The sequence below is a fragment of the Sphingosinicella sp. BN140058 genome, from assembly GCF_004135585.1.
GTDB lineage: Bacteria > Pseudomonadota > Alphaproteobacteria > Sphingomonadales > Sphingomonadaceae > Allosphingosinicella.
On sequence record NZ_CP035501.1, the window covers coordinates 1,056,490 to 1,073,021 of the forward strand.

15 protein-coding genes and 1 pseudogene are annotated in these 16,532 nt (G+C 67.5%); 5 read left to right on the top strand and 11 right to left on the bottom strand.

Annotated features, from left to right (window positions below; translation table 11 throughout):
* Nucleotides 1–29: 29 nt before the first annotated feature.
* Nucleotides 30–1,496 carry a Gfo/Idh/MocA family protein gene (locus ETR14_RS04735; protein WP_129383598.1) on the bottom strand — a complete coding sequence of 489 codons (1,467 nt, stop codon included), beginning with the start codon at nt 1,494–1,496 and terminating at the stop codon, nt 30–32.
* Between the two features lie 184 nt (nt 1,497–1,680).
* Between ETR14_RS04735 and ETR14_RS04740 the strand changes: the two genes are divergently transcribed.
* On the top strand, nt 1,681–4,347 hold the full coding sequence (locus tag ETR14_RS04740) for a glycoside hydrolase family 3 protein (protein WP_243455766.1): 2,667 nt from the start codon (nt 1,681–1,683) through the stop codon (nt 4,345–4,347).
* Nucleotides 4,348–4,392: 45 nt separating this feature from the next.
* The gene (locus tag ETR14_RS04745) at nt 4,393–5,205 is read left to right on the top strand and encodes a SirB1 family protein (protein WP_129383600.1); all 813 of its coding nucleotides are present in this window, start codon (nt 4,393–4,395) and stop codon (nt 5,203–5,205) included.
* 16 nt (nt 5,206–5,221) lie between these two features.
* Here the strand turns inward: ETR14_RS04745 and ETR14_RS04750 are convergent, their stop codons facing one another.
* The 7 genes and pseudogenes from ETR14_RS04750 to ETR14_RS04780 form a co-directional block, all read right to left on the bottom strand.
* Nucleotides 5,222–5,464 carry a DUF6582 domain-containing protein gene (locus tag ETR14_RS04750; protein ID WP_129383601.1) on the bottom strand — a complete coding sequence of 81 codons (243 nt, stop codon included), beginning with the start codon at nt 5,462–5,464 and terminating at the stop codon, nt 5,222–5,224.
* Between the two features lie 35 nt (nt 5,465–5,499).
* Nucleotides 5,500–6,048: pseudogene (locus tag ETR14_RS04755) on the bottom strand (type 1 glutamine amidotransferase domain-containing protein).
* 81 nt (nt 6,049–6,129) lie between these two features.
* Nucleotides 6,130–7,155, bottom strand: a complete 1,026-nt coding sequence (queA, locus tag ETR14_RS04760; protein WP_129383602.1) for a tRNA preQ1(34) S-adenosylmethionine ribosyltransferase-isomerase QueA — start codon at nt 7,153–7,155, stop codon at nt 6,130–6,132.
* A 1-nt stretch (nt 7,156) separates the two neighbouring features.
* A complete protein-coding gene (locus ETR14_RS04765) occupies nt 7,157–7,888 on the bottom strand; it encodes a peptidylprolyl isomerase (RefSeq protein WP_129383603.1) in 732 nt (243 codons plus the stop codon).
* A 52-nt stretch (nt 7,889–7,940) separates the two neighbouring features.
* Nucleotides 7,941–8,441, bottom strand: coding sequence for a pantetheine-phosphate adenylyltransferase (gene coaD, locus ETR14_RS04770; RefSeq protein WP_129383604.1), 501 nt, complete (start codon nt 8,439–8,441; stop codon nt 7,941–7,943).
* A gap of 61 nt (nt 8,442–8,502) precedes the next feature.
* The gene (locus ETR14_RS04775) at nt 8,503–9,396 is read right to left on the bottom strand and encodes a polyprenyl synthetase family protein (protein WP_129383605.1); all 894 of its coding nucleotides are present in this window, start codon (nt 9,394–9,396) and stop codon (nt 8,503–8,505) included.
* Between the two features lie 10 nt (nt 9,397–9,406).
* Nucleotides 9,407–9,655: an exodeoxyribonuclease VII small subunit gene (locus ETR14_RS04780; RefSeq protein ID WP_206185968.1), complete on the bottom strand. Its 249-nt coding sequence runs from the start codon at nt 9,653–9,655 to the stop codon at nt 9,407–9,409.
* 117 nt (nt 9,656–9,772) lie between these two features.
* Between ETR14_RS04780 and ETR14_RS04785 the strand changes: the two genes are divergently transcribed.
* Nucleotides 9,773–10,183 (top strand): hypothetical protein, encoded by a 411-nt coding sequence (locus ETR14_RS04785; RefSeq protein ID WP_129383606.1) that lies wholly within the window; start codon nt 9,773–9,775, stop codon nt 10,181–10,183.
* 24 nt (nt 10,184–10,207) lie between these two features.
* On the opposite strand, the gene ETR14_RS04790 is transcribed toward ETR14_RS04785, so the two are convergent.
* Entirely contained in the window at nt 10,208–13,249 is a 3,042-nt protein-coding gene (locus tag ETR14_RS04790) for a glycosyl hydrolase family 28-related protein (RefSeq protein WP_243455767.1), read from the bottom strand.
* A 175-nt stretch (nt 13,250–13,424) separates the two neighbouring features.
* Here ETR14_RS04790 and ETR14_RS04795 point away from each other — a divergent pair, with 175 nt between their 5' ends.
* Nucleotides 13,425–13,952 (top strand): gluconokinase, encoded by a 528-nt coding sequence (locus tag ETR14_RS04795; RefSeq protein ID WP_371416746.1) that lies wholly within the window; start codon nt 13,425–13,427, stop codon nt 13,950–13,952.
* Here ETR14_RS04795 and ETR14_RS04800 read toward each other — a convergent pair.
* Nucleotides 13,949–14,626, bottom strand: a complete 678-nt coding sequence (locus ETR14_RS04800) for a FadR/GntR family transcriptional regulator (protein WP_129391346.1) — start codon at nt 14,624–14,626, stop codon at nt 13,949–13,951. The two genes, ETR14_RS04795 and ETR14_RS04800, sit on opposite strands and share 4 nt — an antisense overlap.
* Before the next feature lie 40 nt (nt 14,627–14,666).
* The gene (locus ETR14_RS04805; RefSeq protein ID WP_129383607.1) at nt 14,667–16,010 is read right to left on the bottom strand and encodes a gluconate:H+ symporter; all 1,344 of its coding nucleotides are present in this window, start codon (nt 16,008–16,010) and stop codon (nt 14,667–14,669) included.
* Between the two features lie 259 nt (nt 16,011–16,269).
* On the opposite strand from ETR14_RS04805, the gene ETR14_RS04810 reads away from it, so the two are divergent.
* Nucleotides 16,270–16,518, top strand: a complete 249-nt coding sequence (locus ETR14_RS04810; RefSeq protein WP_129383608.1) for a response regulator transcription factor — start codon at nt 16,270–16,272, stop codon at nt 16,516–16,518.
* Nucleotides 16,519–16,532 lie beyond the last annotated feature (14 nt).

Genomic DNA, 16,532 nt, shown 5'->3' on the forward strand with positions numbered 1-16,532 from the left:
ATGTTCCATGGGCGTCTCCGCGCTTGGTCTCAGCGGACCACCCGCGGCGGCATCGGCACCGGCTGACCGTGGCTCGGCATCGCCGGCAGATCGGGCCGGCGAAGGCCGCTCACCAGCTCGGCGATCTTCACCTCCTTGCCGGTCTTGAAACATTGGTTGGCGGCGATTCCGATCAGGATCGAGCAGGCGCCGCCGCGCTCGTCGGCGGCGCGCAGCAAGGGGTCGGCGGGCGCCGCAGGATCAAACAGGTCGGTAAGCATCACCGCGTCGCCGCCGCCATGGCCGCCTTCGCCGGTGCGCGGCTTGATCGTGCGCGGCGCGCCGCGAAGCGGCACGATCCGGGTGGTGACCGCATCCTCGTCGCTCTCGCCCTGAGTCATCGTCGCGCCGGCGACATAGGCCTTCTCGACGACATTGTGCTCGAGCCGCCCCTTGGTGCCGTTGAAGGCGACATGATAGCCCTCCCAGGCGTTGAAGGCGTTGAGGCTGTAGGACAAGGTCGCGCCGCCTTCGTAGCCGACGATCACGTTCATCGTGTCCTCGATACTGATCTCGGGCCGCCAGACGCACTGATCCCGGAAGTAGCCGTCATAGCGCTCGTTATCGACATAGAGCGCCTTCAGCCCGGGATCCGCGGCGATATCGAGGTAGAAGTTGCATTCGGCCTTTTCCGGGCAGGTGCGACAGCGCTGATGCGGCCCGTCGAGGCCCATCCGCCGCGCCATCTCGGGCGTGTAGAATTGCCTTTTGCCGGTCGCGTTCACCGTCGCCGGAACGTCGGACAGCCACCAATTGACGAGATCAAAATGGTGGGTCGCCTTGTGCACCATCAGGCCGCCCGAAATCGCCTTGTTGCTGTGCCAGCGGCGAAAATAATCGGCGCCATGGACGGTGTTGAGCAGCCAGGTGAAATCGACAGACAGCACGTCGCCGATCTCGCCCGCCATCAGCAATTCCTTCACCTGCGTGCGGAACGGCGCATAGCGGTAATTGAACGTTACCCGCACATGGCGGCCGCTCCGCTTCACCGCGTCCAAGATTGCCTGCGCTTTGGCGGCGTCCGTGGTCATCGGCTTTTCGGTGATCACGTCGATGCCGGCGTCGAGCGCGCCGACGATATAATCGACGTGATAGGCGTCCGGCACGGTGACGATCACCGCGTCCGGGCGGTGCTCCTTGAGCATCCTGGTGAAATCGGCGGCCAGATAGGTTTGCGGCGCCGGCGCTCCGGCGGCGGCGGCGCGGCGGGCGGCATAAGCGAGTCGGCCCGGATTGGTGTCGCAGATTGCGACCAGGCTGCTGGTCGTCTTGTGCGGTCCCCAGATCGCCTCCTGGAACATGCGGGCGCGGCTGCCGCAGCCGACCTGCACGAAGCGCCGGCCGCCTGTCGCCGCCCGTGCCGGCGCAGACGGGATCGAGGCGATCGCCGCCCCGCCGGCCATGCCGGCCATCACCTCACGCCGGCCGAGGCCGAGATCGTCTGCTTCCTCAGTCATGTCGCATCCCTCTCCGAGGCCGGTCATTCACGCAACCGCCATTCCATTTCACAAAGTGACCGACAATCCCACCATGTGCAACATGGCATGACGCATGAACGCGCAATGTGCAGCCCTCCGCGGATCTGGTAACGCTAACATTTCTGACTTATGCTCCTCAAAAATAGACAGAGGGAGGATGTCCGTGAGTCGCAAGCTTCTGATCGCAATTGCCCTGCTCGCCACCGCAGCCCGGCCGGCGGCGGCGATTGCGCAATCCACCGCCGCCCCAGCCGCCGCGCCGGCGAACCTGCCCTTCCGCAACCCTGCGCTCCGCGTGGAGCAACGTGCGGCCGACATCGTCTCGCGCATGACGCTGGAGGAGAAAGCACGCCAGCTCGGTCATACCGCCCCTGCCATCCCGAGGCTCGGCGTACCGGAATATAATTGGTGGAACGAGGGGTTGCACGGCGTCGCCCGTGCCGGCGTCGCCACCGTATTCCCGCAGGCGATCGGTATGGCGGCCTCCTGGGATGCGCCGCTGATGCAATCGGTCGGCGACGTGATCAGCACCGAATTTCGTGCCAAATATGCGGAACGCGTTCATCCCGACGGCGGCACCGACTGGTATCGCGGCCTCACCGTCTGGTCTCCGAACATCAACATCTTCCGCGATCCGCGCTGGGGGCGCGGTCAGGAAACCTATGGCGAGGATCCGTACCTGACCTCGCGCATCGGCATCGCCTTCATCCGGGGTCTCCAGGGCGACGATCCCAATCTCTTCAAGACGATCGCCACCTCCAAACACTTTGCAGTGCACAGCGGCCCCGAATCGAACCGTCACCGCGAGGATGTCCACCCCTCCCCGCACGATCTTGAGGACACCTATCTGCCCGCTTTCCGCGCGACCGTCACCGAAGGGCAGGTCTATTCGGTGATGTGCGCCTACAATGCCGTCGGCGGTGTTCCGGCCTGCGCCAGCCAGGATCTGCTCGACACCAGGTTGCGAAGGGACTGGGGCTTCAAGGGCTTCGTCGTTTCCGATTGCGGAGCCGCCGCCAACATCTTCCGCGAAGACAGCCTTCGTTACACAAAAACGCCCGAGGAAGGCGTCGCGGCCGGCTTCAAGGCGGGCATGGACCTTATCTGCGGCGACTATCGCAACAACATGAGCACCGAGCCCGAGCATATCGTCGCCGCCGTCCGCTCCGGCCAGTTGCCCGAAGCGGTGGTCGATCAGGCGCTGCGGCGACTGTTCGAAGCGCGGATCCGGCTTGGCCTCTTCGACCCGCCGGCATCCCGCCCGTTCGCGAACATCGGTCCCGAGCAGAACGACACGCCCGAGCATCGCGCGATGGCGCTGAAGATGGCGCAAGCCTCGATGGTGCTGCTCAAGAATGACGGCCTGCTGCCGTTGAAGCAGGCGCCCAAGCGGATCGCCGTGATCGGACCCAATGCCGACAATGTCGACGCATTGGTCGGCAATTACAACGGCACCCCTTCGGCCCCCGTCACGGTGCTGGCCGGCCTCCGCGCCCGCTTCCCGGACGCGCGGATCGACTTCGTCGAGGGCACGGGCCTCGTCGGCCCGGCCTCACCGCCGGTTCCCGACGCCATCTTCTGCACCGATGCAGGCTGCGGCACCCGCGGCTTGAAGGCCGAGGTCTTCCGCGGCGTCAATCTGGAGGGCGCGCCGACCGAGACCCGCACCGATCCCAATGCCGTGTTCGAATGGCGCGGCGATCGCGAAAGCTCGATCCGCTGGACCGGAACCATCACGCCGACCGAGAGCGGCGAGCATCGCTTCCGCGTCGCCAGCGACAATGGCTATCGGGTGTTCATCGGGGATACCGCCGTGGTCGACGAGTGGGGGGTCGGCGACGCGCCTTCGATCGCCGATGGCACCATCCGTCTCGAGGCCGGCAAGAGCTATCCGATACGGGTCGAGGCTTTCCAGCGCGGCGTGCGCGGCCGCCAGAGATTGCTGTGGAGCCCGCCGAGCGAGAATGGCGACAAGGCTATAGCCGCGGCGCGCAATGCCGATCTCGTCGTATTCGCCGGCGGTCTAACCGCGCGGGTGGAAGGCGAGGAGATGAAGATCGCCGCAGCGGGTTTCGCCGGTGGCGACCGGACCAGCATCGATCTCCCCGCACCTCAGCAGAAATTGCTTGAGCGGGTTCAGGCGGTTGGCAAACCGGTCGTATTGGTGCTGATGAACGGCAGCGCGCTCGGCGTGAACTGGGCCGACAAGAATGTGCCCGCCATCGTCGAGGCCTGGTATCCGGGCGGCGAAGGTGGCCATGCCGTCGCCGGATTGCTCGCCGGCGATTTCAGCCCCGCCGGCCGCCTGCCGGTGACCTTCTACAGATCGGTCGACCAGCTTCCGGCCTTCGCCGACTATCGCATGGCGGGACGGACCTATCGCTATTTCGCCGGCGAGCCGCTTTACCCGTTCGGCCACGGGCTCAGCTACACGCGCTTTCGTTACGCCAATCTCAGGACCAGCGCCGCGTCCGTCGCTGCGGGCACGCCGTTGACGGTGACCGCGGACGTCACCAATGACGGCGCGGTCGATGGCGACGAGGTCGTTCAGCTCTACGTCTCGCGGGCGGGTCAGGCCGGGACGCCGATCCGCGCCCTTCAGGGCTTTCAGCGCGTGCCGATCAAGCGAGGCGAGACCCGCACGATAAGCTTCACCCTCGACGATCGGGCGCTCAGCGTCGTCGACGACAAGGGCGTGCGCAAGGTGACACCGGGCGATGTCGAACTTTGGGTGGGCGGCGGCCAGCCGGTTTCGCGACCGGGCCTGCCTGCGGTGGCGGGAACGAAGGCGCGGGTGCGGGTGACCGGAACCCGCACACTGCCGCGCTGAAAGCGGCCGCTCGGAACCCCTCCGGGTTCCGGGCGTCCAACCCGCATGAACTTCGAAATCGCGCATCTCGGGCTCGTCGATGAAGAGCTGATCGCGCCCGAGATCGCCGCGCTGGAGCTTGCCGCTCTCGATCATCCCGGAGTCGAGCTCGATCCCTATTTCGACATCCTTTCCGAAATTGCCGAAGAGCTCGCGGACGTCGGGGCCGGCGCGGCGAGCGCGCCCGAACAGGCGCTGGCGCTCGCCGAAGTGATCGGCGCCAGCTACGAATTCGACGGCGATCGCGAGAAGTATGACGATCGCCAGAATGTCGACATGATCCGGGTCATCGACCGCCGTCGCGGAATGCCCATCAGCCTCTCGATCCTCTATGTCGGCCTTGCGAGGCGGATCGGCTGGCCCGCCGACGCCCTCAACACGCCCGGCCATGTGTTGGTTCGGATCGGCCCCGATACCGCCCCCCTGCTGATCGACCCGTTCAATGGCGGCACCATCGTCAACGCCGACCGCCTCACCACCCTTCTCTCGCACGTGCTCGGCGCCGACGTGAGCCCGTCCGCCGAGCATCTCGCGCCGATGTCGAACCGGTCGATGCTGGTTCGCCTGCTGATGAACGAGGCGACGCGCGCCGAAGCCGCCGGCGATCCGGAGCGTGCCCTCGTCCTGTTCGAGCGAATGACCGTAGTCGCGCCCGCCAACAGCCATGCCTGGTGGGAGAAGGCCCGGCTCGAACTGGTCGGCAACGACGCCTCGGCCGCCCGGGGAAGCCTCAGTGCCCTCCTCGAAATGACTCGCGACCCGAACATGCGCGGCCACATCAGCGCGATGCTCGATTCGCTGGCACGGCCGAGCACCTGAGCCGCGACACCGGCGATTACTTGCGTCCGATCTCGCGCCAGTCCGTCTCGCTTACCTCGACTCCGAACTTCGCCGCTGCCGTCCTGATCCTTTTCCAGGCCGCATCACGGTCCGCATCGCTGACGCCCTTCACCTGGTTGAACCGAGCGATCGCATTGCGCACGTGGCTGGCATTTTCCAGCGGTTCCTTGCGCGTCTCGGGAAAGGCGAAAGCGCCCTTCCCGAGGTGGTCCCGTTCGTCCGCGCTGAGCTTCGACATGGTCTGCTCTGTCCGACGTGTGGAGGAAATGAGAGTCAGGCCGTCGCGAGCGGCGCGTCGGCAGCTTCGACCAGGTTGATGAATTCCCGGGTGAAAGCGGGGATGTCATCCGGCTTGCGGCTGGTGACGAGATTGCCGTCGCGGGCGACTTCCTGGTCGACGACGTTCGCGCCGGCGTTCCTGAGGTCGGTTCGAATCGAAGGCCAGCTGGTCAGCGTGCGCCCGCGGATCACGTCGGCCTCGGCCAGAAGTCACGGGCCGTGACATATGGCAGCGACCGGCTTCCCCGCCTCGACGAATTGCCGCACCATCGAGATGACGGCCTGCTCGGTGCGCAATTTGTCGGGGTTCTTGGTTCCTCCGGGCAGGAGCAGGGCGTCGAACGCGCCACCGTCGACATCGCCGATCTCCACGTCCGGCGCGATCCGCGCACCCTTGTCGCCCTCGATCTCGTCGCGGGACAGCGAAGCAAGCGTCACCGCCGCACCTTTCTGCTTCAGCGTGTTCAATGGGTCCATAAGCTCCGAATCCTCGAAGCCGTTGGTGGCGATGATCAGTATCCTGGCGTCGGAAATGTCGGGCATGGCGCTTCGTCCTCGAACAGGGTCGGGCGCTTCAACCGGCGAGCGTGCCTCCCGTTCCGAGGAGGAGATGGAGCGATGCGCTCACGGCAGGAGAAGCGACGCATCCCCGTACGAGTAGAAGCGGTATCCTCCCTTGATTGCATGCGCATAAGCGGCTTGCATCGTCTCCCGCCCCATCAAAGCCGAAACCAGCATGAACAGCGTCGATCGCGGCAGATGGAAGTTGGTGAGCAGGCCGCCGATCGCGCGGAAGCGGTAGCCCGGCGTGATGAAGATCGCGGTATCGCCCTCGAACGGGCGGACGATGCCGTCCTCGCCGGTGGCGCTTTCGAGCAGGCGGAGCGACGTCGTCCCCACCGCGATGATCCGCCCGCCTTCGGCCCGCGCGGCGTTGAGCCGCTCGGCGGCGGCGGCGTCGATCCGGCCCCATTCGCTGTGCATGCGATGATCGTCGGTGTCGTCGGCCTTGACCGGCAGGAAAGTGCCGGCGCCGACGTGCAGGGTGAGCGTTTCGTGGGCGATGCCGCGCCGGCCGAGCGCGTCGATCAGCGCGGGCGTGAAGTGGAGTGCGGCCGTCGGCGCGGCGACTGCCCCTTTCTCGCGCGCGAACATCGTCTGGTAATCTTCGACGTCGCGGGCGTCGGCCTCGCGCCTGGCGGCGATGTACGGCGGCAGCGGCATCCGGCCCGCCCGTTCGAGCAGGAGCTCGACCGGCTCTTCGCCGTCGAAGGAGAGCAGGATCGATCCGTCTTCGGCCTTTTCCCCCGCAAGCGCGGTGACTCCCGCGCCGAAATCGATCCGGTCGCCGTCGCGCACCCGTTTTGCGTTGCGGACGAAGGCCCGCCAGTCGCGCAGCCCTTCCCGCTTGTGGAGCGTCGCGCCGATCCGGGCATCGCCGCGCCGCCCTTCGAGCTGGGCGGGAATCACCCTGGTGTCGTTGAAGACCAGAACGTCGCCGGGCCGCAGTAGCTGCGGCAGGTCCGCGACACTATGGTCGGCGAGGCCATCGGGACGGACCAGCAGAAGCCGCGCGCTGTCGCGCGGTTCCGCCGGCCTTAGTGCAATCCGCTCGGGCGGAAGCTCGAAATCGAAGAGATCGACGCGCACATTATTGCTGCTTGGGGGTGCCTTGTGCAGGCGCCGGCTGCGCCTCGGTCGCCGGTGCGGGCGCGGGCGCCGCGGCACCGCCCTGAATCGGCAGCAAGGTCGGCCCGGCGGGCGCCGCCGGCTGGTGCGCCGCCATCACCGCGGCGACCTCGGCCGGCGTCGGCGGCGCGACATTGTCGGCGCCGATCGACGCCTTGATGATCCGCGACGGGTTCATCGGCGGCTCGCCGCGCTCGATCGCATCGACATAGTTCATACCCGATACCACCCGGCCGAACACCGTATATTTGTTGTCGAGGCTGAAGCGCGGCGCGAACATGATGAAGAACTGGCTGTTGGCGGTGTCCGGCGCGTCGGTGCGGGCGGCGGAAACCGCGCCCCGGACGTGCGGCAGCGCGTTGAACTCGGCCTTGAGATCCGGAAGATCGGAACCGCCGCTGCCGTCGCCCTTGGGGTCGCCGCCCTGCGCCATGAAGCCGTCGATGACGCGGTGAAAAGCCAGGCCGTTATAGAAGCCCCGGCGGACGAGCGTCTTGTACCGCTCGACATGGCCGGGCGCGACGTCCGGCCGCAGCTGAATGGTAACACGGCCCCCGGTCGACAGATCGAGCACCAGAGTGTTTTCCGGATCGAGCGGCGGCGGCACGAACGGCGTTGCCGCCGGTTGCTGCGCGGCCAGCGCGCTCGCAAAGAAAAAGCCCATCAACAGGGCGATAAGTGCCTTGATACGCATGAATTTCATTTTCCCCGGGTGTCTCGCATTGTGCCGCTGGGGGCGGCGAGGATCAAGAGCCTTTGCGGCCGAGCTTCTCGACCCGCGCGGCGACGTCCACCGCAACGCACGCAGTCACGAACTTGCCGATGTCCCCACCATAGAGCGCGATCTCCTTAACCAGCCGTGACGCGATCGGCTGCAGCGACACGTCCGCCATCAGAAACACGGTCTCGATGTCCGCGTTCAGCTGCTGGTTCATACCCGCCATCTGATACTCATACTCGAAGTCGGCGACGGCGCGCAGGCCGCGAACGATCATCGAGGCGCCCTGCCGCTCGGCGAAATCCATCAGCAGGGAGTCGAACGAGACCACCGAGATGGCGCCATCCATGTCGGCAAGCTCGCGCCGCACCATCGCGATCCGCTCCTCCACCGTGAACATCGGCGACTTGGACGGATTGGTGGTCACTCCGATGACCAGGCGATCGACGAGTTTCGCGCCGCGGCGGATGATATCGATATGGCCGAGCGTGATCGGATCGAACGTGCCCGGATAGACGCCTATTCTCATGGTTCCTCCCGCTGCACCGCGGTGATCTAGCCGGATCTGCGCGATTTGTCGAAGGCCGGCGTCAGTGATCGCGTTCGACCGCGAAGCGGGCGATCGCCCGCAGCAGGTCCGCCTCGGCGCCGTAGCTCGCCAGATATTCGATCCCTTGCGAGACCAGCAGCTTCGCCTGCTGACGGGCGCGGTCGCGTCCGAGCAGGGTGACGAACGTTTCCTTGCCCTGGTCGCGATCCTTGCCGACCTTCTTGCCGATCTTCTCCTCCTCGCCTTCCTCGTCGAGCAGATCGTCGGCGATCTGGAAGGCGAGCCCGACATCGCGGGCATAGCCGCGCAGCTTGGTGCGGCCTTCCGGCGGCACCCGGCCCATGATCGCCCCTGCTTCGAGACAGAAGCCGATCAACGCGCCGGTCTTCAGCTGTTGGAGACGGGTGACGGCGCTGAGATCGAGCGCGCTCTCGGCGGCGACCATGTCCATCATCTGCCCGCCGGCCATGCCCGACGGCCCCGCGGCACGGGCGAGTTCGCCGATCAGCTCGGAGCGGACAAACGGGTCTTCGTGGGTCGCCTCGTCGCCCAGGATCTCGAAAGCGAGCGCATGCAGGCTGTCGCCGGCGAGCACCGCGGTCGCCTCGTCATAGGCCTTGTGCAGGGTCGGCTTGCCGCGGCGGATGTCGTCGTCGTCCATGCACGGCAGATCGTCGTGGATCAGCGAGTAGACGTGGATCGCCTCGACCGCGGCGCCGACCCGCAGCGCCCGCTGCCGGTCGACATGGAACAGGCCTGCCGATGCGGTGACGAGCAGGGGCCGCAGCCTCTTGCCAGCGCCCATTGCCGCATAGCGCATCGCCTCGAACAAGCGCGCACGCGGATCGGGCGGCACCGCCAGCAGAGCATCGAACAGGGTGTCGATCTCCGACCGGATCCGGTCGAATGCCGGCGCGAGGAGGCTGTCGGCCATGGCGGGAGTCTCAGGCCGGATCGAACGGCGCGGTGCCCGCCGGCTGACCGTCGCGGCCGATCTGGATCTTCTCGATCCGGGCCTGCGCCGCCTGCAGCCGTGCCTCGCATTGCTGCCGGAGCCGATCGCCCTCGCCATAAAGCTGGATCGACTCGTCGAGCGAGGCGTCGCCGCTCTCCAGGCGGCGTACGATCTCCTCGAGCCGCTTCAGCGCGGCTTCGAAGGAGAGTTCGGAAATGGCGTCATTCTGGTCGGACATGGCGCAGAGCATTGGCGGCGGCATTTCCTCCGGTCAACCCGGCGCCGCTTGACGCGCGCGGTCCTTCGCCGGAGCATCCGGTCTCGGCCTTCTCGGCGCACAGAAGACGGAGTGAAGATGGCGCACGATCCGGATCCGGCGATGATGGCGGCGCCCGAAGCGCTCGCGCGTTTCCTCGAGACCCGAAATGAAGCGATGCTGTGGAGCGTGTTTTCCGACAGCGACGACGTGACCATCCTCGAAAACTTCCCGCCGCATCTGTTTCGAGGACGCGCGGGCGTAAGCCGCTGGCGCGAGTTGATGGCCGAACATGTCGGCAAACTGGAGCAGCTCCGCCATGCCTTCGGTCCGGCGCAGGATTATGGCGAGACGGAGGACCAGGCCTTCTTCACCCTGCCGACAGCCTGGACCGGCCTGCGCGACGGCATGCCGTTCACCGAGCATGGCGGCTGGTCGTTCCTAATGGCGCGTGAGGAGCAAGGCTGGCGGATCCGCGCTTATGCCTGGGCGGTGACCAGCTTCACCTGATCGCCGTCGCCGCCAGCCCTCCGCTCATGGTTCTGCCGCGTACAAACCGTGGTGTGTGAGGATGAACAATGTGCGTCCGCCAGCGCCACCGAACAGCAGTTGCAGCGGCCGTTCGGGCACGTCGATCCGGCCCGCCTCGCGGCCGTCGGCAGTGAAGACGAAGATCTGGCCGTTGGCGACATAGACCCGCCCGTTCGCGCCGGTGGCGACGCTCTCGCCGCCCCGGCTGGCGAAGGGCTTGAGATCGGTCAGCGCGCCCCCGGCGCCGAGCAGGGCACTATAGGTGCGATCCTCCGAGCTGTTGCTGACGAACACGCGGTCGCCCACCTTGCCGCCGACGAAGCCATAGGTGTCGAGCGTGTCCGAGAAGCGCCAGCCGAGGAAATTGCTCGGCCCCTGCTGCCAGACTCGGAACGCGGGCAGAGCGACGCTGCCGTCGGGCGACACATATTCGCGGGGCTTGGGCGTCGCCGCATCGCGGGCGAACATCTCGGCGAGGGTGGTGAAGCGATCGCGGGCCGGATCATATTGATCGCGGAACTCGCCATTGTTCCAGAAGCTGGCGGGCAGCGCGATCTGCCGCTCGGCCTTGGGCGAGACCGGCGTCGGCGCGATTACCGTCACCTTATCCGGCCTGTCGGGATCGATGCTGTAGACGCTCGCCTCCGGCCCGTCGGAAGACAGGACCAGCAGATCGCCGGAACGGTCGACGGCGAGATTAACCGGATCGAGAGGGGCGTCGGCGACGATCGACAGCCCTTGATCCTCCGACCAGCCGTGGATGCGCTGGAACGGGCGATCGATGAAATAGAGCTTGCCCGCGCCGTCCACCGCGCCGCCGCCGAGGGAGGCGAAGCCGCCACCGAGCTTGCGCACCGGCACCAGGCTAGGTGTCGCAGGCGGCGGCGGCGCCGCGGCGACGTCGAGACGCGCGAATTCGCGCTCGCGCACCTCCAGGCCGCTGGTCATGTCCTGGATCGCATTCTCGTACGGATATTTGCTCGCCCGCAAATAGGTGCCGCAGCCATTTGCGTCACAGGTGGCGAAGCCGCTCTCCGCATTGACGTGGACATTGCGGAAGCGGATGTCGGTCGAATTGTAGAGCCGCACCGCGGCCGGTGCCGGCTGCAGCGATCGTGTGACTCGGTAGCCGTGATAATTGGCGAACAGGATGTCGCGCGAATTGCGCACTTCCAGCGACACCGCGTTGCGGCTCTCCCCCGCTTCTTCCTCGGTCTGCGGCGCCAGGAATTCCCAATTGCGAACGCCGTCGAGCACGATCTCGGCGCGGGCATGGTGCTCGGCCGACATCTCGTAGACGAAGCCGGGCGTGCTGGTGTTCGACACGAACATGCCCGATTGGGCGAAGGTGTTGGGCGTCCACAGATTGTTGAAGGTGCCGCCGCCGCCGTCGGTCACCCACAAGCTGCTATATTGCCCGTCCCAGCGCTTGCGCGGATCGGGATCGGCGGTGTGATTGGCGTTGTACGGATCGATGCGGCTGCCGTCGGCGGCGTTGGTGCCGTGCCCGCCGAGGAAGCGGACGTCGTCGACCAGCGACGTTTCGCCGGCCCGCCACAGCAGCGCGGTCGCGCGCGGGTTGATCCCGCCGGTGTCGAGGCCGAGCCCGGAGACGATCGCCGTGCCGCCTTTGGCGCTCTCGAGCAGCGCCCGTGGGCTGCCGATGCCGCGATAGGCCGGGCTGTCGTCGGCAAGCGTGATCCGGGTGAGGCTCGGGTGCAGGCCGATCAGCACGCTGTCGGGACGCAGGGTCAGCCGGTCGCTGACCCGATAAAAACCGGCCGGGAAATAGAGCACCCGGTGGGTGTCGATCGCGCGCTGGAGGGCCGCAGTGTCGTCGCTGCTGCCGTCCCCCTTGATGCCGAGATCGCGGACGTTCGCCCATGAAGCCGTCCCCGGCAATGCGCGGATCGCAGGGGCGCGGCGGGCGGGCAGCGCGCGCAGCGGCGCAGCGTCCATCCGGGTCTCGAAGCGGCCGGTCTGGCCGATCGCCGGCACCGTCAGGCCATAGGTGAATTCCTTGACGCGGTAGCGGGCCGCCGGCCCCGCCACCGTCCTGCCGCTGTCACGGAAGCGCGCGAACACCGGCGTGCCGCTCGCCACCGCATTGTCGAAGCCGACCTGGGTGTAGGCGTTGCCCTCGTTGCTGATGATCACGCCGGCGCGGGCGACATTCTCGAAGCGGACGTCCTTGCCCCACAGCCAGTCGCCATAGCCTTCGTCGATTTCGATGCCGACGGGGACGTTGCGGAACCGTGTGTTGACGAGGGTGAGCCCGGCTTCGTGCTCGCGGATCGCGGCATCGCGCTGGCCGTCGAACTCGGAATCGAGCAACGTATATTGCCAGGCCGCCGAGGGCTTCTCGGTGAGGATCCCATAGCGGCCGCCGAAGAAGCGAAGATCCTGCCCGACATTGCCGGCCTGGTAGATGCCGGCGAGCGCAGATCCCAGGCGGAAGTCGATGTGGCTGAGGAAGGCGTGCTGGGCGGTGTGGAAGCGCACCGCCGTCGCCGCCGGATTGCCTTCGCCGATCTCGAAATCGACGTTGGACAGGGCCGAGTAGAAGGTGCCGCTATTGGCGTCGGCGATTTCGGGGTTGAACGGCACGCTGGTCGGCGGCGGCACCGGCACCCGCGCCGGCGCGACCACGCCCCCCGGCCCGGGCGCGGCGCCGCCCGGGCGATTGCCGGTGAAGAACAGCATCGATCCGACGCCCTGCTGGAAACCGGGCGTGGCCGCCCCGAGCAGGATGGTAGGCCGAGTCTTGCCGGTGCCGAACACGCGCACGCCCGGCCAGACGAAGATCGTCCTGCCGATCCGGTATCGGCCCGACGGCAGGAAGACGATGCCGCCGCCGCCTTTCGCTTCGGCCGCGTTGATCGCCGCCTGGATCGCCGCGCCGTCGTCCGCCTTGCCGTCGCCGACGGCATTGACGGTCACCGCGCGCGGATCGGCGGGAATGGCGGTGAAGCTCGAGGGCGGTGCGGCAAGCGCTGGCAACGCGGCGCCCGCGAGCAGCAAGGCGGCGATCAGTCTGGGAGTCACGAACCGGTTACTCTGCGCTGTTGATGGGACGGGAATAGGACTTGCGGCGTCGACCGGCCACTCCGACCATGGTCGTAATGGCCAGATCGGCCGCCGGGCCGATAGGGACGAACCGGGCTGCGAAGGCTCGGACGATCTGGGGGATTGGGTGCAGCCACCGCACGGAAGAAGAGATTTGCCGCCGCTCGCCATCGTCGTCATGGGCGTCAGCGGCTGCGGCAAGTCGACGCTGGGCGCACGCCTTGCCGCAGAATTCGATTGCCCGTTCCTCGAAGGCGACAGCTACCACCTTCCCGAAAGCGTCGCGAAGATGCGGGCCGGCCAGCCGCTCGGCGACGATGATCGCTGGCCGTGGCTCGACCGCCTCGGCGCTGCCGCCGGAGACGCCTTGCGCGCGGACGGGATGAGCGTGGTCGCCTGCTCGGCGCTGAAGCGTGTCTACCGGGAGCGGCTCGCCTGCGCCGCCAGGGCGCCGATGCGCTTCGTGCTGCTCGAAGCCGAACCCGCCGAACTCATCCGACGCCTCGGGCAGCGCCCCGAACATTATATGCCGGCCAGTCTGCTCGACAGCCAGTTCGCGATCCTCGAACGCCCCGGCGCCGACGAAGCCGCCTTGACCCTCGACGCCGCGCTGCCGCCCGAACGCCTCGCCGAGCGGGTGACTGCCTGGGCCCGGACCGAGATCGCCGCGCACTCGCTTTAGGGCATCAGTCGCTTGCGGCCCTGCGACAGGTGCCAGCGCATCGCCAGGGCGGCGCCGTCGCCGTCCTGGGCGCGGATCGCATCGACGATCGCGTCATGCTCGCCCATCATCGCCGCGATCACCTCCGGCGGCCGCGCCCGCGAAATGTCGACTCCGGCCTTGAGGATCTTCTCGACCTCGTCATGCAGATGGTCGAAGATCGAGACGAAGGCGGTGTTGGCGGTGGCTTCGGCGATCGCGCGGTGGAGAAGCCAATCCTCCTCGTGCGCGGGCGCGCTGGACAGCAAGGCGGCGCGCAGATCGGCGAGATGGCCCTCGATGCAGGCCAGCTGCTCGCTCGACCGGCGCTGCGCCGCCAGCCGCGCCGCCTCCGCCTCCAGCACGAAACGCACTTCATAGGTGCCGAGAGTCGCGGCGAGCTCCGCCATCGGCATGTGCGCGCCGAGCCGCTCCGACGGCCGCCGCTTGACGTAGGAGCCAGCGCCACGGCGCGCCTCCGTGATGCCGTCCGAGGCGAGCCGCACCAGCGCCTCGCGCACGATCGTCCGCGACATCCCGAACATTTCGGCGAGCCGCGATTCCGACGGCAGCCGGTCGCCGGCGGCAAGATTGTCGTCGTTGATGATCTGGACGATGCCTGTATAGGCGCGGTCCGCCAGCCTGCCCTCGTTCATCGGCAGCATGCGCGTCGCGGCGTGTTCGAAGACCTGACCATCACCCGACAAAATAGCTCGCTGCCATCACCATGGCGAGCCCGACCACGGAGATGGCGGTTTCGAGCATCGACCAGGTGCGGAACGTGTCGGGCGTGCTGGTGCCGAGATAGCCCTTGACCAGCCAGAAGCCGGGATCGTTGACGTGGCTGAAGAAGACCGATCCGGCGCCGATCGCGAGCACCACCAGCTCGGGCGAGGCGCCGCTCGCGGCCACCACGCCGGGCATCACGCCGACGGCGGTGATCGTCGCCACTGTCGCCGATCCGGTGGCGAGCCGGATCCCGACCGCGACCAGCCAGCCGAGCAGCAAGGGCGAGATTGCCTGCAGCGACGCAAGGCGGGCGAGCAGATCCGAGAGCCCTGCGGTCACCAGCACCTGCTTCAACGCACCGCCGGCACCGATCGCGAGCAGGGTCGTGCCCGCCGCCGCCATCGTCTCGGACCAGATCGCGTCCTGGATCGTCGCATCGCGCAGCCGCCGTCCGAACAGGATCGGCAGCGCGACCAGGTTGGTTATCAGCAGAGCCATCACCGGATTGCTCGCGGCCGCGAGCCAGGCGGAGCCCGCAAGCGCCGGCACCAGCGGGCCGAGCGCCCCCGCGGCGATCAGCACCACAGGCAGCAGCACGATCAGCAGCGCGAGATCGCGCCGCGGCGGGGTTCCGACCATCGCCGGTCCCTCGATCGCGGGCGGCGTCAGCCGAACGCCGCGTGCGGTCACCAGGGCGAGCGCCGGGCCGGCAATAGCCGCGGTGGGGATCGCGATCAGGATGCCATAGAGCATCGTCATGCCCAGATCGGCGCCGATCGCCTCCACTGCCAGCAGCGGACCGGGATGCGGCGGGACCAGGGCATGGACCACCGAAAGACCGGCCAGCGCCGGCAGCATCAGCCCCAGTCGCGCCCGGTCCTTGCCCTCGCCATCCGGCAGCGCCGCCGCCGCCGCCGCGACGATCGGCAGCAGCAGCACCAGCCCGGTTTCGAAGAACAGCGGCAGCCCGATGACGATGGCGATGCCGAGGCTGGCCCACGGCGCCGCCCGCGGCCCGGTCAGCCGCAGGCCCGTGGTTGCGAGCGCCGCTGCGGCGCCCGACAGCTGGAGCATCGCACCCAGCGACAGGCCGAGCGCAACCACCAGCCCGGTTCCGCCGAGGATGTCGCCGACCCCTTTCTGTACCGCCTTGGCGGTGTCGGCCATCGGCACGCCGGCGACCAGGCCGACCGTGAAGGCGCCGCAGAGCAGGCCGACGAACGGGTGGAGCCGGCCGCGCACGATCAGCAGCACGGCAAGAAAGATGCCGCACAGGGCGGCCCCGACCAGCCGGAAATCGTCCGCGCTCACCGGCGTATTTCTCCTTGCTTCAAGGCTTTGCTATGCGGCACGACCAATTTCCTGAGTTCCGCGAAACCTGTACGACAGGTTCGTAGGGTCTCACAACAAAAATGGGCTTGATTCACCCTCGAGGGAGGGATCATAGTGCTTACCTGTCCAACTGATTCCGGGAAAAGCGGAACGATTGGACCGACAATGGACCGCCGGGCGGCATGTTCGCTCGTGCCTGGCGGTGCACCCCGGCTACGGCCGGAGGAGGGAGGATGACATGCAAGGGTTTTCCGAGTCCGGTCCCGCTCCGCAGGGCAATGTCGCGGCCATCGCCACGCTCACCCCGACCCAGTTGAAGGTGCTGCACGGCGTTCATTCGGGCCTGCTCAACAAGCAGATCGCTTATGATCTCGGCATCGCCGAGGCGACGGTGAAAGCGCACATGACGGCGCTGATGCGCAAGCTCAACGTCCGCAACCGCACCCAGGTGGCGCTCGCCGCGCACGCGCTCACGGCAAGCAACTGAGGCTCGCGGCGACC